The 20,936-nt window shown below is 58.6% G+C and carries 17 protein-coding genes; 13 read left to right on the top strand and 4 right to left on the bottom strand.

The window, feature by feature from the left end:
* The first annotated feature begins 16 nt into the window (after positions 1-16).
* From fdhF to ACFOOP_RS15830, 9 genes are all read left to right on the top strand, one after another.
* Positions 17-2,881, top strand: a complete 2,865-nt coding sequence (gene fdhF / locus ACFOOP_RS15870; RefSeq protein ID WP_379882110.1) for a formate dehydrogenase subunit alpha — start codon at positions 17-19, stop codon at positions 2,879-2,881.
* 1 nt (position 2,882) lies between these two features.
* Positions 2,883-3,671, top strand: a complete 789-nt coding sequence (gene fdhD, locus ACFOOP_RS15865) for a formate dehydrogenase accessory sulfurtransferase FdhD (RefSeq protein ID WP_379882109.1) — start codon at positions 2,883-2,885, stop codon at positions 3,669-3,671.
* A gap of 62 nt (positions 3,672-3,733) precedes the next feature.
* On the top strand, positions 3,734-5,434 hold the full coding sequence (locus ACFOOP_RS15860) for a formate--tetrahydrofolate ligase (protein WP_379882108.1): 1,701 nt from the start codon (positions 3,734-3,736) through the stop codon (positions 5,432-5,434).
* A 52-nt stretch (positions 5,435-5,486) separates the two neighbouring features.
* On the top strand, positions 5,487-6,485 hold the full coding sequence (gene moaA, locus ACFOOP_RS15855) for a GTP 3',8-cyclase MoaA (protein WP_379882107.1): 999 nt from the start codon (positions 5,487-5,489) through the stop codon (positions 6,483-6,485).
* On the top strand, positions 6,485-6,739 hold the full coding sequence (locus ACFOOP_RS15850; RefSeq protein ID WP_379882106.1) for a MoaD/ThiS family protein: 255 nt from the start codon (positions 6,485-6,487) through the stop codon (positions 6,737-6,739). The genes moaA and ACFOOP_RS15850 overlap by 1 nt, the downstream gene beginning before the upstream one ends.
* Before the next feature lie 3 nt (positions 6,740-6,742).
* Positions 6,743-7,216: a molybdenum cofactor biosynthesis protein MoaE gene (locus tag ACFOOP_RS15845; protein WP_379882105.1), complete on the top strand. Its 474-nt coding sequence runs from the start codon at positions 6,743-6,745 to the stop codon at positions 7,214-7,216.
* Positions 7,216-7,746, top strand: coding sequence for a molybdenum cofactor biosynthesis protein B (gene moaB, locus ACFOOP_RS15840; RefSeq protein ID WP_379882104.1), 531 nt, complete (start codon positions 7,216-7,218; stop codon positions 7,744-7,746). Before ACFOOP_RS15845 ends, moaB begins: the two co-directional genes overlap by 1 nt.
* The gene (gene moaC, locus ACFOOP_RS15835; protein WP_379882102.1) at positions 7,747-8,229 is read left to right on the top strand and encodes a cyclic pyranopterin monophosphate synthase MoaC; all 483 of its coding nucleotides are present in this window, start codon (positions 7,747-7,749) and stop codon (positions 8,227-8,229) included.
* A gap of 3 nt (positions 8,230-8,232) precedes the next feature.
* Entirely contained in the window at positions 8,233-9,408 is a 1,176-nt protein-coding gene (locus ACFOOP_RS15830) for a molybdopterin molybdotransferase MoeA (RefSeq protein WP_379882101.1), read from the top strand.
* Here the strand turns inward: ACFOOP_RS15830 and ACFOOP_RS15825 are convergent.
* A complete protein-coding gene (locus tag ACFOOP_RS15825; RefSeq protein WP_379882100.1) occupies positions 9,405-10,166 on the bottom strand; it encodes a sulfite exporter TauE/SafE family protein in 762 nt (253 codons plus the stop codon). The two genes, ACFOOP_RS15830 and ACFOOP_RS15825, sit on opposite strands and share 4 nt — an antisense overlap.
* A 34-nt stretch (positions 10,167-10,200) precedes the next feature.
* Between ACFOOP_RS15825 and mobA the strand changes: the two genes are divergently transcribed.
* Complete coding sequence (gene mobA / locus ACFOOP_RS15820; RefSeq protein WP_379882099.1) at positions 10,201-10,806, top strand: molybdenum cofactor guanylyltransferase; 606 nt, start codon at positions 10,201-10,203, stop codon at positions 10,804-10,806.
* Here mobA and ACFOOP_RS15815 read toward each other — a convergent pair.
* The 3 genes from ACFOOP_RS15815 to putA form a co-directional block, all read right to left on the bottom strand.
* The gene (locus tag ACFOOP_RS15815; protein WP_379882098.1) at positions 10,803-11,618 is read right to left on the bottom strand and encodes a LytR/AlgR family response regulator transcription factor; all 816 of its coding nucleotides are present in this window, start codon (positions 11,616-11,618) and stop codon (positions 10,803-10,805) included. The genes mobA and ACFOOP_RS15815 overlap by 4 nt on opposite strands.
* A 6-nt stretch (positions 11,619-11,624) precedes the next feature.
* Complete coding sequence (locus ACFOOP_RS15810; protein ID WP_379882097.1) at positions 11,625-12,800, bottom strand: sensor histidine kinase; 1,176 nt, start codon at positions 12,798-12,800, stop codon at positions 11,625-11,627.
* A 140-nt stretch (positions 12,801-12,940) separates the two neighbouring features.
* Positions 12,941-16,627 (bottom strand): bifunctional proline dehydrogenase/L-glutamate gamma-semialdehyde dehydrogenase PutA, encoded by a 3,687-nt coding sequence (gene putA, locus ACFOOP_RS15805; RefSeq protein ID WP_379882096.1) that lies wholly within the window; start codon positions 16,625-16,627, stop codon positions 12,941-12,943.
* A 219-nt stretch (positions 16,628-16,846) separates the two neighbouring features.
* Between putA and ACFOOP_RS15800 the strand changes: the two genes are divergently transcribed.
* From ACFOOP_RS15800 to ndk, 3 genes are all read left to right on the top strand, one after another.
* Complete coding sequence (locus tag ACFOOP_RS15800; RefSeq protein ID WP_379882095.1) at positions 16,847-18,058, top strand: acetyl-CoA C-acetyltransferase; 1,212 nt, start codon at positions 16,847-16,849, stop codon at positions 18,056-18,058.
* Positions 18,059-18,081: 23 nt separating this feature from the next.
* The gene (locus ACFOOP_RS15795; protein ID WP_379882094.1) at positions 18,082-20,289 is read left to right on the top strand and encodes a 3-hydroxyacyl-CoA dehydrogenase NAD-binding domain-containing protein; all 2,208 of its coding nucleotides are present in this window, start codon (positions 18,082-18,084) and stop codon (positions 20,287-20,289) included.
* Between the two features lie 135 nt (positions 20,290-20,424).
* The gene (gene ndk / locus ACFOOP_RS15790; RefSeq protein WP_379882093.1) at positions 20,425-20,847 is read left to right on the top strand and encodes a nucleoside-diphosphate kinase; all 423 of its coding nucleotides are present in this window, start codon (positions 20,425-20,427) and stop codon (positions 20,845-20,847) included.
* Positions 20,848-20,936: the final 89 nt, after the last annotated feature.

Raw genomic sequence — 20,936 nt, 5'->3', positions numbered from 1 at the left:
GAATGGAGACGGCATCATGGCCCTCTTGAAAGAAACTGATTACGGCACGCCGAAACCGAAGTCGAAAAACGGCGCGGGCAAGAAGGTGTCGGTGGAAATCGACGGCTTTAACGTCGAAGTGGAAGAGGGTTCCAGCATCATGCGCGCCGCGCAGGAGATCGGGATATCCATTCCGAAACTCTGCGCCACGGATGTAGTGAAATCCTTTGGCTCCTGCCGTTTGTGCCTCGTCGAGGTCGACGGCGCCAAGGGTACGCCCGCTTCCTGCACGACGCCCGTGCGTGAAGGCATGAAAGTCCGCACCCAGACGGATCGCCTCGCGAAACTGCGTCGCGGCGTCATGGAGCTTTATATTTCCGACCATCCGCTCGATTGTCTCACCTGTTCTGACAATGGCGATTGCGAATTGCAGGACATGGCCGGCGCGGTCGGCCTGCGTGAAGTGCGTTATGGATATGAGGGTGAGAACCACACCAAGCTCTCCAAGGACGTATCGAACCCTTACTTCGAATATGATCCCTCAAAATGCATTGTCTGCTCTCGCTGTGTGCGCGCCTGCGACGAAGTGCAGGGGACGCTCGCGCTGACCATCGAAGGCCGCGGCTTTAATTCTCGCGTGGCTGTGGGCGGCGCCAACTTCTTCGATTCAGAATGCGTTTCCTGCGGCGCCTGCGTTGAGGCGTGCCCGACCGCGACCTTGCAGGAAAAATCCGTTGTCGAACATGGCGTGCCGGATCGCACGGTGCTGACCACCTGCGCCTATTGCGGCGTCGGCTGTTCCTTCAAGGCCGAACTTAAAGGCGATCAGGTGATCCGCATGACGCCGCACAAAGACGGCAAGGCCAATCACGGCCACTCCTGCGTTAAGGGGCGCTTCGCCTGGGGTTATGCGACCCACAAGGACCGCATTACGAGTCCCATGATCCGCGACAAGATCACCGATCCGTGGCGTGAGGTCAGCTGGCAGGAGGCTGTCGATTTCGCCGCAACAAAACTGAAAGCGACGCAGGAGAAATACGGCCGGAAATCCATTGGCGCCATTTCATCCTCGCGCTGCACGATCGAGGAAGTGTGGGCCGTTGTCAAAATGGTCCGCACCGCTTTCGGCAACAACAATATCGATACCTGCGCGCGGGTCTGTCACTCACCCACAGGCTACGGTCTCAACCAGACCTTTGGCACATCGGCCGGGACGCAGGATTTTGACAGCGTCGAGGAAGCGGACGTCGTTTTGATTATCGGCGCCAACCCGACAGACGCGCACCCGGTGTTTGCATCACAGATGAAGCGCCGCCTGCGCGAGGGCGCCAAGCTGATCATCGTCGATCCGCGCGCCATTGATCTCGTCAAAACCCCGCATATCTCGGCAGCTCACCACCTTCCGCTGCAGCCGGGCACGAATGTCGCCATGGTCAATGCATTCGCCCATGTGGCGGCGATGGAAAACCTTCTTGATGAAGCATTCATCAAGGAGCGCTGCGATCTGCCGTCATTCAAGGAATGGCTCGACTTCGTGAAAGGTGAGGAAAATTCACCTGAGGAAGTGTCTAAATCCACGGGCGTTCCCGCTGAGGACATTCGCGCGGCTGCAAGGCTTTATGCGACCGGCGGCAACGCCGCGATCTATTACGGCCTTGGCGTCACTGAGCACAGTCAGGGATCGACCATGGTTATGGGCATGGCGAACCTCGCGATGGCGACCGGCAATATCGGCCGCCGCGGCGTTGGGGTTAACCCGCTGCGCGGTCAGAACAATGTGCAGGGATCTTGCGATATGGGTTCATTCCCGCATGAGTTCTCCGCATATCGCTCCGTCAAGGACGATGCTGCGCGCGCGCTCTTCTCAAAGGCCTGGGGACGCGAACAGGATGCCGAACCTGGTTATCGCATTCCGAATATGTTCGATGAGGCGATCGCCGGCAGTTACAAAGGTCTTTACGTTCAGGGCGAGGACATCGCCCAGTCCGATCCCAATACGCTTCATGTCGAAGCCGCCTTGAGGGCGATGGACTGCATCATCGTGCAGGATCTCTTCCTGAACGAGACGGCGCGTTTCGCCCATGTCTTCTTTCCGGGCACTTCGTTCCTTGAAAAAGACGGCTGTTTCATCAATGCGGAACGGCGCATCAACCGTGTGCGCCCGGCCTTGCGCACCCAGACCGGCATTCAGGAATGGGAAGCAACGCAGATGCTTTGTAATGCGCTCGGTTATGCTGAGATGAATTACGAAAGCTCGGCCGAAATCATGGATGAAATCGCAGAGCTGACGCCGACCTTCGCGCATGTCTCGCACAAAATGCTGGATGAGCGCGGCAGCGTGCAATGGCCATGCAATGACGATGCGCCTGACGGCACACCGATCATGCATGTGGACGGTTTTGTGCGCGGAAAGGGACTGTTCGTCGTTACCGAATATGTGCCGACGACGGAGAAAACCAACCGCAAGTTTCCGCTCATTCTCACAACTGGCAGAATTCTGTCGCAATATAATGTGGGCGCGCAAACGCGGCGCACGCATAACAGCGACTGGCACGCTGAAGATGTGCTTGAAATACATCCTTCCGACGCGCAAGCGCGAGGCGTTCAAGACGGTCACTGGGTCTCCATCCGCAGCCGCAAGGGGGAGATCACGCTGAAGGCGCTTGTTTCCGACCGCATGGCGCCGGGCGTTGTCTATACGACCTTCCACCACCCGGAGACGGGCGCCAATGTGGTGACGACGGAAAATTCCGACTGGGCGACAAGCTGTCCTGAATACAAGGTGACGGCTGTCGAGGTCGCGCCGGCGAACCATAAATCGCAGTGGCAGGAAGAATATGAAGCGACAACGCCGGAACTGCGCCGGATTCTGACCGAGGGCGTCGTGGAGCCCGCGGAATAGCGTGACGACCTTCAACAGGTTCGGCGACGCGCCGCCTCCCGAACGGGAAACCCCTATCACGGGTGGAGCGTGGCGCGTCCCGGCTGAAACGCCGGTCGCGTTTGTTTATAACAAACGCAATTACGCCGTCATGCTGGCGACCCCCGCCGATATGGAGGATTTCGCTGTCGGCTTTTCTCTGACGGAGCGGGTCGTCGACAAATTGGATGACATTTCCTCCGTCGACATTCACCAGAGCCCTCGGGGGATAGAACTGCATCTTTCCATCGCGCCTGAAAGGCTGGAGCGGCTCGATATCCGTCAGCAACGGCGCAATCTGGTTGGGCGCGCGGGATGCGGCGTCTGTGGCCTTGAAAACGCTGAGACGTTTTTTGAAACGCTTCCTAAAGTCGCTGACGCGCCCGTGGAGATCCCTACGGAGGCGCTGGAGCAATCTTTGGCCAACCTGCGCACGCACCAGCCATTGAACGAAGCCACGAGGACTGTCCACGCCGCCGCCTGGGTGTCGCGCGACGGCGCCATATTAAGCGTGCGCGAGGATGTGGGTCGCCACAACGCCCTCGACAAACTTATTGGCGCTCTGGCGCGTGTGGGCGCGGACATGACGGCCGGCTTTGTCCTGATGTCGAGCCGGTGTTCCTATGAAATCATCGAGAAATGCGCGAGAATAGGCGTTCAGGCCGTGGCCAGCGTATCCGGGCCCACTTCTTTCGCAATTGCAAAGGCGCAGGAGGCGAATCTCAGTTTGTATTGCCGAGATGGAAAGACTTTTGTTCGCGCCGCCCCATAAATGTATGCTATACATACAATCTCAAAAAATAAGGGAGGGCCGGCAGGACCGGCTAAGATCTGATGACGCAAGATAATTTGCCCGCACCGGGCGCTCCTGACATCGAAATAGCCCGCGCGGCGACCATGGACCCGATCCTGCCGCTCGCGGAAAAACGTCTCGGCGTGCCGCCGGAAGCGCTGGTGCCTTTCGGTCATCACAAGGCGAAAGTCTCCCTCGAATACATCAACTCCTTGAAGAGCAAGAAAGACGGCAAGCTCGTGCTCGTCACCGCCATTACGCCGACCCCGGCGGGCGAGGGCAAGACGACGACAAGCGTCGGCGTTACTGACGGGCTTAACCAGATTGGCGTCAACGCCATGGTCTGCCTTCGCGAGCCATCGCTTGGCCCTTGCTTCGGTATGAAGGGCGGCGCCGCTGGCGGCGGCCGCGCGCAAGTCATCCCCATGGAAGACATCAACCTTCATTTTAACGGCGACTTCCACGCGATCACCTCGGCGCACAGTCTTTTGGCGGCGTTGATCGACAACCATATTTACTGGGGCAACGAGCAGGAAATCGATCCGCGCCGCGTCGTGTTCCGCCGTGTGGTCGACATGAATGACCGCGCGCTTCGCAATATCGTCATCGGCCTTGGCGGGCCCGCCAATGGCGTGCCGCGAGAAAATGGTTTTGACATTACGGTCGCCTCGGAAGTCATGGCGATCCTGTGTCTCGCCAATGACATTGAAGATTTGCGCGAACGCTTGAGCCGGATCATTGTCGCGCGTCGCCGCGACAAGTCGCCGGTGACGGCAGGCGATATCGGCGCCGACGGCGCCATGGCGGTGCTCCTGAAAGACGCGCTACAGCCAAACCTGGTGCAGACCATTGAGCACAACCCCGCCTTTATTCATGGCGGTCCGTTCGCCAATATCGCCCATGGCTGTAATTCCGTGATGGCGACCAAGACAGCGATGAAGCTCGCCGATGTGGTCGTAACCGAGGCGGGCTTCGGCGCTGATCTTGGCGCGGAGAAGTTTCTCGACATCAAATGCCGTCAGTCGGGCTTGTGGCCGGATGCGGTTGTTCTGGTTGCGACGGTGCGCGCGCTTAAAATGCAGGGCGGCGTCGCCAAAGGCGATCTTGGCGCGCCCAACGCCGGCGCCGTTGAAAAAGGCGCTGTCAATCTCAAGCGCCACATCACCAATCTCAAGAAATACGGTCTCAATCCAGTCGTCGCCATCAACCATTTCATTCATGACACGGATGAGGAAGTTGCGGTCATCAAGAAGCTTGGTGAAGAGCTCGGTGTTAAAGTCGCGCTGTCCAAACATTGGGCCGAAGGCGGCAAAGGCGCTGTTGAGCTTGCAACGGCGGTCAAAGAAGAACTCGACAAGGGCAAGTCTGAAGGCAAGTTGCTGTACCCGGACGACACGCCGCTGGCCAAAAAGATCGAAACGGTGGCGAAGGAGATTTACGGGGCCGAAGGCATCTCGCTGTCTTCCGCTGCGGCGAATAGCCTTAAGGAATTCGAAAAGCTCGGTTTCGGTCACGTTCCCGTGTGTATTGCCAAGACCCAATACAGCTTCTCGACAGACCCGACCAATCTGGGCGCGCCGTCAGGCCATACGCTGGAAGTGCGCGAAGCGCGGCTTTCCGCCGGCGCGGGCTTCGTCGTGGCGGTCTGCGGCGACATCATGACCATGCCGGGCCTGCCGAAAAAACCGGCGGCGCTGGAAATCGGCCTCGACAAGGATGGCCAGATCGTTGGGTTGGCTTAGGTCTTAATGACTGGAATTGCTCGCGAAGCGCCCCACATGGTAGATTAGAACCATGAAAGCGCTTCGCGATACATTCGGCCGCCAGATCACCTATCTGCGCCTCTCGGTGACAGATCGCTGCGATCTGCGTTGCACATACTGCATGGCGGAGGAGATGAAGTTCCTCCCCAAGCGGGATGTGTTGAGCCTGGAAGAGCTGGAGCGGCTCGCGGGCGCGTTCATTGATCGCGGCGTCAAAAAAATCCGCATCACCGGCGGCGAGCCTTTGGTGCGCCGGGACATCATGACCTTGATGGCGCGGCTCGGGCGCAGACTTGAAAAAGGCGATTTCGACGAGCTGACGCTGACTACCAACGGGACGCAGCTTCACCATCATGCGGATGTGCTGGCCTCGCTCGGCGTGAAACGCATCAATGTTTCTCTTGATACGCTGGACGATGCAAAGTTTGAAACGCTGACGCGCCGCAATCGTCTCTCGGATGTCCTGCGTGGTCTTGATGCGGCGCAGGCGGCGGGCCTCAAGGTCAAGATCAACACGGTGGCGCTTAAGGGCGTCAATGAAGATGAAATTCCGGCGATGATCGAATGGGCTCATGGCCGGGCCATGGACCTGACGCTTATAGAGGTGATGCCGCTTGGTGAGATCGAAGAAGATCGTGTCGATCAATATCTGCCCCTCACAGCGGTGCAGGACAAATTGCAAGCGCGATGGACCCTGACGCCAATGGAGATGAAAACCGGTGGTCCGGCGCGTTACATGAGAGTCGAGGAAACCGGCGGCGCGCTCGGCCTTATCACGCCGCTGACCAATAATTTCTGTGCAGGGTGCAACCGGGTGCGCGTCACCTGCACCGGCGAGATTTACATGTGTCTTGGCCATGGCGACAAGATTGACCTGCGCGCCGCCTTGCGTGGGCCAAACCCCGATGAAGCGCTAAACGTAGCGCTCGACCGCGCCATGCTTAAAAAACCTGAACGCCACGCGTTTGATATTACCGAACGCGGCGCCGCGCCGGCGGTTTCCCGGCACATGTCGGTGACCGGAGGCTGATGATGGCGCGCATTCTGTTTTTTGGAAAACTGGCGGACGCGGCTGGCGGGCGATCGCGCGATCTATCGCTCGCGCCTGAAACACAGACCATTGATGATCTGGTCTCGGCGCTCAGCGCCAAAGAGGCGGCGCTCGCCTCGGCGCTTAATGAAAATTCCGTGCGCTTTATTGTGAATGAAATGATCGCCTCGCGTGACGCGGCGATCAGCGATGAAGATGAGATCGCCTTTTTGCCGCCTGTGAGCGGCGGTTGAGCTGTGATCCGGGTTATCTCAGATCCATTCGATCCGGGCGCGGAGCTTTCCGCCTTTGAGAAAGAAGCGTCCGGCGCCGGGGCTATTGTCAGCTTTGTTGGCAAAGTGCGCGCCGCCGCGGGCGGTGACAGCGTCAAGGCGCTGTGTCTTGAACATTATCCGGGCGTTACGGAACAATCCATTGCAGAGATAGAGAATAAGGCCCGAGAACGCTGGGAGATTGACGACGCGCTCATCATCCATCGCGTCGGCGAATTGGCGCCGGGCGACACCATAGTCATGGTCTGCGTGGCGAGCCGCCATCGCCGGGAAGCCTTCGAGGCGGCTGATTTCCTTATGGATTATCTGAAAACTGAGGCGATGTTCTGGAAAAAGGAAATTCGCGAGGGCGGCGCGGTGTGGATCGAACCGCGACATGCGGATTACAAGGACGCCGCCCGCTGGAATGAGTCTGGGCGGGATGACGAGGAAGAATAATGCACGGCATTAATGAAGAGCTTGACTTTAAACCGGTGCGCATCGCGGTGTTGACGGTCACCGACACCCGGACCCGCGCCACGGACACATCCGGCGACGTGCTCGCAGGGCGTATAGAGGCGGCAGGCCATCACCTTGCAGCGCGCGATCTTGTGCGTGACGATATAGAAGCGATCCGGAACATCGTGACGCAATGGATCGATGATAAACAGGTTGATGTTGTCATCTCCACCGGCGGCACCGGATTGACGGGCAGGGATGTAACCATAGAGGCGTTACGTCCGCTTTTTGAAAAAGAAATTGAAGGCTTCTCCGTGATCTTTCATCAGGTGAGCTTTCAGAGCGTCGGGCTTTCGACGCTTCAGTCGCGCGCGTGCGGCGGCGTCGTCAAAGGCACCTTCATTTTCTGCCTGCCCGGTTCCAACGGCGCCGTAAAAGACGGCTGGGACAAGGTGATTTCCTACCAGCTCGATTCCCGGCATAAGCCGTGCAATCTTGTGGAGCTCATGCCGCGATTGATGGAAAAATAAGTGACCAAAGACCTCACCCATTTCGACGAAAAAGGCCGTGCGCGCATGGTTGACGTTTCCGCGAAATCGGAAACGCAGCGCCGTGCGGTTGCGCAGGGGCGTGTGGTTTTTACTGAGGAAAGTTTTCAGGTCGTTCGCTCAGGCGGCGTGAAAAAAGGCGATATCGCAAGCGTGGCGGAGCTTGCCGGAATCATGGGCGCGAAACGCACGAGCGATCTTATTCCATTATGCCACCCGCTGCCGATTACTGGATTGACTGTGCGGATTGAGCCGGACGATGCGGCGCACGCTTTTGTGGTCACAGCGGAAGTCAAAACAGCCGGCAAGACCGGCGTTGAGATGGAGGCGCTCACCGCTGTCATGACGGCGTGCCTGACGATTTACGACATGGCGAAAGCAGTCGACAAATCCATGATCATTGACGACGTGAAGCTGCTCGAAAAATCAGGCGGCAAGTCCGGCGATTTCAATCGTGACGAGTAACCGATGTTGAGCGTCGAGGAAGCGATCGCCGCAATTCTGGAAGACGTCGCGCCGCTTGGCGCGGAAAGGGCTGCATTAGGTGATCTCGTCGGGCGCGTGACGGCTGAAGATGTCATTGCGCTGATGACGCAACCGCCTTTCGCCGCCTCAGCCATGGACGGCTATGCGGTGCGCTTTTCCGATATGAAAGTTGGAGCGGTTCTGACGGTTATTGGCGAGGCGCCGGCCGGCGCGCCCTTTGGCGGGAATATCAACGCAGGCGAAGCCGTGCGGATTTTCACCGGCGGCGCAGTTCCCGCCGGCGCCGACCATGTCATCATCCAGGAAGATGTGGAGCGCGAGGGCGCGCAGATCACAATCAATGAAGATCAGCCAAAACCGCGCAACATCCGCGCGGCCGGCATTGATTTTAGGGAAGGCGATCTTCTCGCCGAAAAGGCTGCGCCGCTTCACGAAATTCACGGCGCGCTTTTTGCGGCGGCGAATATCGCGTCGGTGTCAGTTCATCGCCGCCCCAAGGTTGCGGTCTTTTCCAATGGCGACGAATTAAAAGAACCCGGATCAACATTGAAACCGGGTGAGATTATCAACTCCAATCATTATGCGCTGTGCGCCATGACCCGGAACTGGGGCGCAGAGGCGGTTTATCTTGGCTGCGCCGCTGACAGCGAAGATGATATTCGCAGTTATTTCAAACGCGGCGCCGACGCAGACATCATCATCCCTGTGGGCGGCGCTTCTGTTGGTGACTACGACTATGTGAAATCGGCTTTTGCGAAAGAGGGTGGCGAAGTCCGGTTTTCCAAAGTCGCCGTCAGACCGGGAAAACCGACCTGGTGCGGCCGTGTGGGAGATGCCAGCGTCATAGGCCTTCCTGGCAATCCGGCGTCCGCAATTGTGACTGCCGCTTTGTTTGTTCAACCGCTGGTGCGGCGCCTTGCCGGCGAAATCTGGTCTGCGCCTTTTTTAAAAGCGCGCCTGACAGCGCCGTTATCGGCTAATGGCGGCCGTGAAGCCTATTTGCGCGCGCAGGAACAAGACGGAGCCATTGCCCCGGTCGCCAATCAGGACAGCTCGCTGTTGTTGCCTTTCGGAGCGGCGAACGCGCTATTGCGCCGGAAAATTAATGCGCCTGCGCTGAAACCCGGCGATGAGGTGGAGTTTGTGCGCTTGCGCTAAAAAACCATGCCGTACCAGCGCAGCAAGAGGCGTACGCTGACATAGAGGATGAGGGCGGCCGTCAAGCGTTTGATGGTAAGGCTCGACAAGCCAACATTCGCCATGCGCGAGCCGATCTGACCGCCAACCAGCACCGCCGGAAACAGCATCCAATAAGCGCCTATCATGGAGAGTGCATTCATATCGCCAAGCTTCATAAGCTGCCCTGCCAAACCGGAAAGCGAATTGACAAGAATGAAAACGCTACAGGCGCCAGCGATTTCTTTCGGTTTGCCCCAACGGATAAGATAGAGCACCGGCGCCAGGAAAATTCCGCCGCCAATCCCGACCAGACCGGAGAGAAATCCGATACATCCGCCGACGATCCATGCCAGCGCCGCAGGCGCAGGCTTTAGTTCGGCGTCCACATCGCGGTTGCGGTCGAGGGCAAGATGGAGCCCCGCCGCAAGTAGCGAAAAGCCGAGCGCGCCTATGAACAGGGTTTCGGAAACCGGTATCCGGCCCCCGGCCCAGGCGGCGGGAATTGAAGTGATGAGAAACGGGGCGATCCGGCGAAGTCGCAGATTGCCGCTCCGGGTGAAGGCGTAGGTTCCGCCAGCCACGACAATGATGTTGCAGGTGAGAGCGATGGCGGGAAGGATACGATAATCGACGCCAGACAGGACCAGAAGCGCATTATAAGTCGACCCGCCGCCAAACCCGACCGAGGCGTAAAGCGCAGCTGTGACAAGGAATAAGAAAATCAGGTATAAGGGCATGATTTTGAAGCTTTTTCGATGCGTGTTGTAGATCATGCCGCAAGTAAATGAAACGCCTAAAAAGAAGACGGACAGGGTTGCGGTCATTCTCGCCGGCGGCGGCGGGCGTCGCATGGGGGGCGCGGACAAGGGCGCTCTCATGCTCGGCGGCCGACGGCTTGTGGACCATGTGCTGGCGCGGCTCGCTCCGCAAACGGATCGTATACTGATTTCAGGACGCCATGATTATGGAACCGGATTGCCAGTTCTTCGCGATCGTGACGACGGCCCGCTTGGTCCCGCGGCAGGTTTGTGGGCGGCGCTGAAGTGGATTGAACAAAATAATCTGGCGACGAACGGCTTTTTGTCGGCGCCCGTAGATGGGCCATTTATTCCGGATAATCTTTTTGAACGTCTGTCAGGCGGCATCGGTTCAGCCATCGCTTGCGATGCGACCGGCGTGCAGCCGGCCTTCGCCTATTGGCGATGCGACCAGTTGCATGGAGCGCTTGCTGCTGCGCCGGAGCAATATGGTTTTCCTTTAAAGGAACTTGCGGACAGCCTTCACGCAGAACGTGTCATGTTCGAGAGCGCCGACGCGTTTCTCAACATCAATTCGCCGGAAGACCTCGCCCGCGCCGAAGCGATCACGCGGCGTTAGAGGAAGCGCGCGACAACGTCCTTATAGGAACGCGAGAGTTTCAATTCACCGCCATTGTCGAGGATGAGGAAATACTCTCCATTGGAATGCGGATGCAGCTCCTTGACGCGTTTCACATTGACGATGGCGGACCGGTGCACACGCTGGAAACGCTCCGGATCGAGGCGCGTTTGCAGCGCTTTCATCGTCTCGCGGATGATATGCGTTTTGCCGCCGGCATGTATGCACATATAATCGCCTGCGGCGTCGATCCATTCGATCTCATCGGCATCGAGCATGACAACTTTTGAGCCGTCCTTGAAAGAAAGGCGTTCAGGATAGCGTTGCTTGTCGGTCCACTCCGGGTCGTTGATCAGTTCCTTGATGCGGTCGCGGTCGTCATCGGAAAGAGAAGCGAGCATTTCGATGAGCTTTGACTCGCGGCTTGCGGCCACCTTGCTTTTCAACGCTTCCCGCGCGCGGTGCAGGGCGTCATTGAGGCGCTCTTCCTCCACCGGCTTGACGATATAGTCGAGGGCGTTCGCTTCGAATGCATCGATGGCGTACTTGTCGTAAGCGGTGACAAAGATGAAGAGCGGCGCCGGCGCCCCGATCATGGCGCGGACGACGCCGAAGCCGTCCAGGCCCGGCATCTGGATGTCGAGAAAGACAAGGTCAGGCGTCAGCGCTTTTATCTCTTTCACGGCCTCGCGGCCATTGGCGCATTCGCCGACAATTTCGACTTCCGGAAAAGCTTGCAGGCGAAGCTTCAGCCCCCTGAGGGCCAGCGGTTCGTCGTCAACCAGGATGACGCGGATTTTGTCGTCGCTCATGTGTTCTTATCCCCGTGTTTCGAATGGAAGGCGCAATGAAACGCACATCCCCTGCGGCTCCACATGGCGCAACTGGAATTGCGCCCGATCCTGATAAAGATAGCCGAGACGGTCGCGCATATTAACGAGGCCGACACCGGTTTTGACATTGTCGAGAAGCGCATTCGGATCTTCCGGCGCATTCGGTCCATTATCGCAGACGGTCATCGCGAGCATGCCGCCTTCGCGCTTCGCCGTGATCCGGATCTTACCGCCTGCTTCCATCTGGGCGATTGCGTATTTGATCGCGTTTTCTATCGCCGGCTGAAGGATCAGGGACGGCACATAGGCGCCGAGCGTATCTTCATCGATGTCGAAAGTGACGGTCAGCCGGTCTGCGAAACGGGTTTTTTCGATGGTGAGATAAAGCTCAAGCGCGCGCACTTCTTCGGCGAGAGTTGTTTTTTGCAGCGGATCGTTATCGAGGGAATAGCGCAGGAACGCCGACAATTGCGTCAGCATGGAGTTCGCCTGCTTGCCGTCCTGTTCGAGAACGAGCGTTGAAATGGCGTTCAGCGTGTTAAACAGAAAATGCGGATTGAGCTGATAGCGCAACATTTTGAGCTGCGCCTGGTCGGCGAGGCGGGCGGAAAAAATCGCGCGCTCCATTTCGCTGCGCAGTTTCAAATAATAATTGACGCCAAAGTAAAAACCCGCCCAGGAGCCGAGCAGAAACAGGTTCACCGGCAGGTCGGGCACGATCAGCAGAAGATAGTTCGTGGTGCCGAGGCTGGCGCCGCGCAGATCCATCCAGCCATTACCAAAGAGAAAACCAAAGGTCTGCGCCTTCATGGCTGACATGGCGACCGCCATAAAAATGGTGGAGGTCAGGACGATGGCGAGGAGCAACGCTGGCCCCTGACGCCGGGCGAAACGATAGATCGGCCGCGCCAGAATGCTGGTGGTCAAAAACCCGATCAGCGAAGAGGCGACCGAATAAAGAAGGGAATCGGATGACCGTCCGGCGACAAAGGTCGATACGCTGAGAATGTGAAGCGCGAAAAAGCCGAGCCAGCCTGCGATCTGCAGAATCCAGAACATCCGCGCCTTGTCGGCGAAGATCCAGTTCATCCATTCGCGCGAGCTCCCGGGCGCGGCGATGAATGGCCCCGTTTTGGGCGCGTCGACTGGAATGGTGCTCATTTTTATGGTCTCGGGTCTGTTCATGAAGAAATGGCGTGTCCTTGGTCGCGCGCCAAGCGCGCTGCGGCGAAGCGCCCTTCAGCTGCGATGAGTGTAGCAGTCAGACCGAAAACGGGCGCTCTGGGATGAGCAGTGTAGCCCTATTCGCCTAAGGACAACAATCGAACGTCCCCGCCGGCGGCCGTCGTATTGATGGTTAATGTACGCTCGGCTGCGAAACGCCAGGGCGCATCCATGCTGGAGAGGAGGGGAATAATCGCCCCTGTTCGTTCTGCGAGCACCGTTTCAATGGCGGCGCGGGCCGATGCGCCGCCGTCGAAAACGACGAGCCGAAGGCGGCGGTCGCGCAACAATGAGTGCGAGGCATGGGCGCCAGCGATGCTGACAACGCCATGAGGCGCTCCGGAGGCTTTGAGAGCGGCCGAGAGTTGTTTGGCTGCCTCGCTTTCAAGCGCAATGACTGGCCCGCCAGCCGCGAGGCAAAGAAGAATCTGCTTTAAAATGCCGCCGTTATCCGGAGCGTCTCCCCCGAGACAGATCGCAATGCCGCGCGGGCGAAGCCGCAATGTGTTCGACTCGCCAGTCGGTCCCGGAAGTTCGGTCGTGGACGTAAATTCATCCAGCGCTTCTTCGACCGCCCTTTTGACGTCAGCGTCAAGTCCCGCCATTGCGGCCATTGCTTTATCGAGGATGGGCTTGCGGTCGCACGTGCCCCATGGGCGCAAGGCGTCGATCGCGTTTTCGAAGGCTGCTTTTTCCAAAGACATCTCATCGCTGTCGATCAGCGGCGCCGGGGCGTCGCCATCGGGGCGTGGACGTCTGGTGAGAGCGTTAAGGTAATGCGGGCCGCCGGCCTTGGGGCCTGTGCCGGACAAGCCTTCACCGCCGAAAGGCTGCACGCCGACAACGGCGCCGATCTGGTTGCGGTTGACATAGATATTGCCGATGCGCGCGCGACGGGCGACGCGCTCCATGGTTTCGTCAATGCGCGTGTGGATGCCCATGGTGAGGCCGAAGCCCATGGCGTTGATGTCGTTGACGAGCATGTCGAGCTTGTCGGCGCTGTAACGCACAACATGAAGCACAGGTCCGAAAACTTCACGCTTCAGTTCGGACAGCTTGTGGATTTCAAAAGCGGCGGGACGGACAAAGGTTCCGTTAACGCCATGGTCGGTTTCCGGCGCGGTTGCGATCAGGTTCGCTTCGAATTTGATGTGATCGACATAGTTCTGAATGTTTGCGCGCGCCTCTTCGTCGATGACCGGTCCCACATCGGTGTAAAGCTCCGACGGATCGCCGACGGTGAGTTCCGCCATGGCGCCGGCGAGCATCTCATTGAAACGGTCAGCGATGTCTTCCTGAACGCAAACGAGACGGCAGGCGGAACAGCGTTGTCCCGCGCTTTGAAATGCAGAATCGACAACGTCTTTCACCGCTTGTTCCAGAAGCGCTGTTGAATCGATGATCATAGCGTTGATGCCGCCGGTTTCGGCGATCAGCGTAGCGTCATGTTTACCGGCGGCGATCAGGCTCTTCTTGATGATCTGTGCGACTTCGGTGGAGCCGGTGAAGACGACGCCGTTAACGTCCGGGTGCGCGACCAGCGGGCCGCCGACAGTAGGGCCGTCACCGGGCAGATAGTGAAGAGCTGCCGGGTAGATGCCGCATTCAAGGAGAAGTTTGACTGCCTCGAACGCGATCAGTGGTGTTTGTTCTGCCGGTTTGGCGATCACGCAATTACCGGCGGCTAACGCGGCGCTCACTTGTCCGAGGAAAATTGCCAGCGGGAAGTTCCACGGGCTGATACAGGCGATGACGCCAAGCGGTTGTCCTTGAAGTTCTTCGGCGCGGTCAGCGTAGTAGCGCAGGAAATCGACAGCCTCGCGCACTTCGGCGATGGCGTCGGGCCATGTTTTCCCGGCCTCGTAGACGGCCAGCGCCATGAAATGCTCGCCGCGCTCTTCCAGTAGCTTTGCGGCAGTGCGCAAACTGTCTGCGCGTTGTTTCGCCGGCGTTGACGCCCATTCATTTGCGGAGGCTGATGCAACACTGCAGGCCTTATTGACTGCGTCTTCATCTGCGGCCTGAACGGACCCTATCGGATCATTGAGAAAAGCCGGATTGATGACAGGCGTTTTTGCGCCGGGATACAATCCGGCGTGGACAATGGGCTGCGCCGTGATTGGCGTTAGCGTGCTGCGAACAGCAGGCGACATTTTCGCTGCGGTCGGCGGGTGCGTTTCATCCCAGCCTTTGGCGGAGAGGCGTTCGCCGTTCAGGCAATCGCGCGGCGCCGGGATATGCGGGTTCGGATAGGATTTGAGCTCCGCGATCTCATCCAGCGGATCGGCGACAATGTCGTCCACGGACAGATCGGGATCGATGAGCTGGTTTACGAAAGATGAGTTGGCGCCGTTCTCAAGAAGACGCCGCACCAGATAGGGTAGCAGCTCCCGGTGGCCGCCTACCGGCGCATAAATGCGCGAGCGCGCGCCGGTCTCGAGAAGGCTGTCATGGAGCGCTTCGCCCATGCCGTGCAGGCGCTGAAGTTCGTAATCCTTATGGTCGCCGGCCATCTTCTGCACCATGGCCGCAGACAACGCATTATGTGTGGCGAATTGCGGAAAGAAGACATCGATATTGTCGAACAGCTTTCGCGCGCAGGCGAGATAGCTCACATCGGTCAGCACCTTGCGAGTGAAGACGGGATAGGTCTCTAGGCCCATCACCTGGGCGCGCTTGATTTCGGAATCCCAATAGGCGCCTTTGACGAGGCGCACCATGATCCGTCGCCCGGTGTCACGACAGAGCGCCGCCAGCCAGTCGAGCACATAGGGCGCACGGCGCTGATAGGCTTGCACCACAACACCGAAACCGTCCCAGCCTTCAAGCGCCGGATCGCGCATCAGCTGCTCGATAATATCAAGGGAAAGGTCGAGGCGGTCCGCTTCCTCCGCATCGATGTTGAAGCCCATATTGGCGGCCTTGGCCTGAATGGCGAGTTCGCAAACGCGCCCGCCAAGTTCGGCGAGGACGCGGGTCTTCTTCCCATACTCATAACGCGGATGCAGCGCCGAGAGTTTCACCGAGATGCCGGGATTAACCGGGGCGTAGTCATGGTGCGAATGTTTTGAAATCGCGGCGATGGCGCTTTTGTAATCGTCGAAATATTTCTGGGCGTCCGCTTCGGTATGGGCTGCCTCGCCGAGCATATCGAAAGAAAAGACATAACCCTTGTCTTCATATTTGCGCGCGCGCTTCATCGCCCCCGCGATATTCTCCCCGAGAACGAAATGCTCACCCATGACGCGCATAGCCTGCCCCACCGAAGCGCGGATCACCGGCTCGCCGAGACGGTCAAGTGCGTCCTTGGTGGATTTCACCATACGGCGCAGCGGATCTTTCGCCTCCACATCGTCGAGCCAGGCGGCGGTCAGCATCAGGGCGCGGGTCGAAAAATTGATTAGCGGGAAGGGGCTCTTGCCCTTGTGGGAGGCCCAGTCGCCCGCCTCGATCTTGTCTTCGATCAGCGCGTCGGCGGTCGCAGCATCCGGGGTGCGCAGGAGCGCTTCGGCAAGGCGCATCAAGGTGACGCCCTCGGTGGTCGAAAGCCCGTATTCCTGCAAAAACTTGTCGATGAGGCCGGAACGCTCCGCATGGGCCCGGGCTGTTGTGACGAAATCGGCTGCACGGGCTTGAGCGGCGTTCCGGGTCGCCTCATCGAGGCCCGCCATGGCGATAAGCTCTGGAACGATCACATCCTCGGGCGCGAGATAATGGTCTCGAATGTGGCGGCGGAGGGCGTCGAGTGAGGTGGTCTGAGGCATTGGCGTTCCGATGTCCGATTCTACGGCGTTTTGGCGGGCTTAGCGCATACTGGGCGGGTTGGGAATTAGCACATTCGGGTAGGGGGCGCTCGCTGCATCGGGCCATTGCCTCGCGACCGCTCGGGTTCTAACTACTGGCCTGGAAGAACGAGAGCGCATCCCCAGCGCTTCAGAAGAGTTTTACTTTGCGAAGGCCCGAAGGCCGAAAGGACGCTCCCCATGACGGAAGCTTATATTTATGACGCAGTCCGCACTCCGCGCGGCAAAGGCAAGGCTGACGGCTCCCTCCACGAGGTGACTCCGGTCGGTCTCGCGACGCAGGTGCTGCAAGCCATTCGTGACCGCAGCGAGATCGACGCCGCAGAAATCGAGGATGTGGCCTTTGGCTGCGTCTCCCCGGTCGGCGAGCAGGGCGCGGTTGTCACCCGCACAGCGATCCTCAATGCCGGCTACCCGGAGACGACGTCCGGCATTCAGGTGAACCGGTTCTGCGCCTCCGGTCTTGAGGCGATCAATATCGCAGCCGCCAAAGTGAAGGCTGGCGAGGCTGACCTGACGATTGGCGGCGGCGTTGAATCGATGAGCCGGGTTCCCATGGGATCCGACGGCGGCGCCTGGCCGACTGACCCGACCACGGCCTTCAGAACCTATTTCGTGCCGCAGGGCATTTCCGCTGACCTCATCGCCACCAAATACGGGTTTTCCCGGGATGACGTGGACGCCTATGCTGTCGAAAGTCAGAAACGCGCGGCGCAAAGCTGGAAAGAAAAGCGTTTCGCGAAATCAATCATGCCAGTGAAGGACGTCATTGGCGACGTTCTCCTCGATCATGACGAAACGGTGCGCGCCAATACTGACATGCAGTCCCTGGGCGCGCTCAACCCGGCTTTCGCCATGCTCGGAGAGTTCCCTGGCTTTGATGCGGTGGCGCTGCAAAAATACGCCGAGTTCGAAAAGATCAACCACGTCCATCACGCCGGCAACTCCTCAGGGATCGTTGACGGCGCCGCGGCGGTGCTGATCGGCAATGAAGAGATCGGCAAGAAACTGGGCATCAAGCCGCGCGCGCGGATCAGGTCCATGGCGTCCATCGGCTCTGAACCGACCATCATGCTGACGGGGCCGGAATTCGCAGCGGCGAAAGCCCTCAAACGCGCCGGGATGGACAAGAAAGACATTGACCTTTGGGAGCTCAACGAGGCTTTCGCGTCGGTCGTTCTGCGCTTCATGCAGGCGCTAGATATCGATCATTCCGACATCAATGTGAATGGCGGTGCCATCGCCATGGGCCATCCGCTCGGCGCCACCGGCGCGATGATCATGGGCACCATGGTCGACGAGCTTGAACGCTCAGGCAAGGAAACAGCGCTGATTACGCTGTGCATTGGCGCGGGCATGGGCACTGCGACGATTATTGAGCGCGTGAATTAAACATTTCGGACGGGTAGAAAAACATGACTTATAAAACACTGAAAGTTGACGTCGACAGCGACGGCATTGCGCTCGTTACGATTGATGTCCCCGGCAAGTCCATGAATGTATGGGACGCCGATTTGATGCAGGATTTTTCCAATTGGGTGGACGCGTTTCTTGCTGATGAGAATGTCAAAGGCGCAGTGATTACGTCAGGCAAGCCATCGGGCTTTCTGGCGGGCGCCGATCTCAACATGCTTGGCGGCGGCGGTGTCGGCGGTGGCGCATCTGCTTCGAAGAAAGAACAGTTTGAAAGTGCGTTTCACCTGAACAGCGTTTTCCGCAAGCTGGAGACTGGCGGTAAGCCGGTGAAAGCGCTGCAAAAGGGTGAGGCTTTCGCCAAGCCGGTTGCGGCGGCGGTTAACGGCCTTGCGCTTGGCGGTGGGCTTGAGATCGTTCTCGCCTGTCATCATCGCGTGGTCGCGGATAATCCGAAAATTCAGCTTGGCGTGCCTGAAGTGCAGGTTGGTCTTCTCCCCGGAGCCGGGGGCACGCAGCGTCTGCCGCGTCTCGCCGGTCTTCAGAACGCCGCAATGATGGCGACGCAAGGCAAGCCCATCGATCCGGCCACCGCGAAAGCGCAAGGCATCGTGCAGGAAGTCGTTCCCGCCGATCAGGTCGTCGCGAAGGCGAAAGAATGGGTCAAAGCCAATCCCAAAGTCGCGCAACCCTGGGACAAGAAAGGCTTCAAGTTTCCGGGCGGCGGCGGCGCCATGGACCCGCGCGCGGTGCAGTTCTTCATCGGCGCCAACGCCATGGCGCAGAAAGAGACCAACCACAATTATCCGGCGATCCAGTATATCCTTTCATGCCTCTATGAAGGTTCGATCGTGCCCATGGACACGGCGATCCGGATTGAGTCGAAATATTTCCTGAAGCTTCTGTCGTCGGCGCAGACGCGCAACATGATCCGCACCCTGTTCATTAACAAACAGGCGGCGGAAAAAGGCGAACAACGTCCGAAAGACGTGCCGCCGTCGGAGCTGAAGAAAGTCGGCGTCCTCGGCGCAGGCATGATGGGCGCAGGCATCGCCTATGTGACGGCGAAAGGCGGCGCGCAAGTCGTGCTGCTGGATCGCGATCTGGAATATGCCCAGAAAGGTAAGGGCTACTCAGAAAAGATCGTCGAAAAAGGCGTCTCGCGCGGCAAAGTTACGAAAGAAAAAGGCGACGAACTCCTCGCCCGCATCACCCCGACAACGGATTACAACGATCTCAAGGATGTCGATCTGATCATTGAGGCGGTGTTCGAGGACCCGGATGTGAAAAAAGACGTCATCCAGAAAACCGAAGCGGTTATCGGCAAGGATGTGATTTTCGCTTCCAACACCTCGACCCTGCCGATCACGGGTCTTGCGAAAAACTCCGAGCGTCCCGATCAGTTCATCGGCATCCACTTCTTCTCGCCGGTCGACAAAATGCCGCTCGTCGAAATTATTCCGGGCGAAAAGTCCGGCGATAAATCACTGGCGACAGCGCTCGATTATGTGCGCATGATCAAGAAAACGCCGATTGTCGTGAAGGATACTCGCGGCTTCTACACCAACCGCGTTGTTCCGCCTTATCTGAATGAGGCCATGCGCATGGTCGCCGAAGGTGTGAAGCCGGCGCTCATTGAGAACGCCGCCAAATCTCTCGGCATGCCTGTAGGGCCGCTGGCGCTGACCGATGAAACGTCTCAGGAGCTTGGCTTGCGTATCGCGCGCGCCACAGCGAAAGAAACGGGTCAGGATGCGTCGGGCGATCCCGTCTATCAGCTCCTGGTCAAATTCGTCGAAGACCTCGGCCGCAAGGGCCGCAAATCAGGCGGCGGATTCTATGAATATCCCGAAGGCGGCAAGAAGCATCTGTGGCAGGGGCTTTCGGAAATATGTCCTCCGGCGGCTGAACAGCCAAGCCTTGAGGAGGCGAAAGAACGCCTGCTTTACGCTCAGCTTATTCCCGCCGCTCAGTGTTACGCCGAAGGTATCGTGCATGATCCGCAATCCGCCGATCTCGGCGCCATTTTCGGCTGGGGCTTTGCGCCCTGGACCGGCGGTCCCATGAGCCATATCGATACCATCGGCGTCGACAGTTTCGTCCGGAAAGCGGAAAGCCTCGCCCAGAAATATGGTGCGCGCTTCAACCCGCCGGAGAAATTCCGCGACATGGCGAAATCGGGCGACAAGCTTTACGGCAAGGCGGCGTAAGCCGTCATAAAAGCTTTAATTTCGCGGGAAGGGCGGCCATTGCGCCGCCCTTTTCGTTTAAGGCTTGCCGCAGTGCAAAAGCATTGCTAGGAACCCGCCAAATCGGATTTTCCACAACAAATTGAGGACTGACCCATGGCGCTTGAACGCACCTTCTCCATTATCAAGCCGGACGCAACGCGCCGGAACATCACCGGCAAGATCATCGCCAAGCTCGAAGAGGGTGGCCTGCGTGTCGTCGCTTCCAAGCGCATCCGCATGTCCAAAGACCAGGCGGAAGGGTTTTACGCCGTGCACAAAGAACGTCCGTTCTTTGGTGAGCTGGTCGAGTTTATGATGTCAGAGCCGGTGGTCGTACAGGTGCTCGAAGGCGAAAACGCCATTGCGCGCAATCGTGAAATCATGGGCGCCACCAATCCGGCGGAAGCCGCTGAAGGTACGATCCGCAAGGAATTCGCGCTTTCCATCGGCGAAAACTCCGTTCACGGCTCTGACGGCCCGGATACCGCCGCGCAGGAAATCGAGTACTTCTTCTCGAAAGACGAACTGGTCGGCTAAGCCGCCTAAAAGCTGGAATTGAGAAACGGCGCGCTCTTCGGGGCGCGCCGTTTTGCGTTTCAGGCCTGTACCGTGACCATCAGCACGGG

The organism is Hyphococcus aureus, assembly GCF_042643165.1.
Lineage (GTDB): Bacteria > Pseudomonadota > Alphaproteobacteria > Caulobacterales > Parvularculaceae > Hyphococcus > Hyphococcus aureus.
The sequence above is the reverse complement of the archived record's forward strand: the minus strand, read 5'-3'. Positions and strand labels throughout refer to the sequence as shown.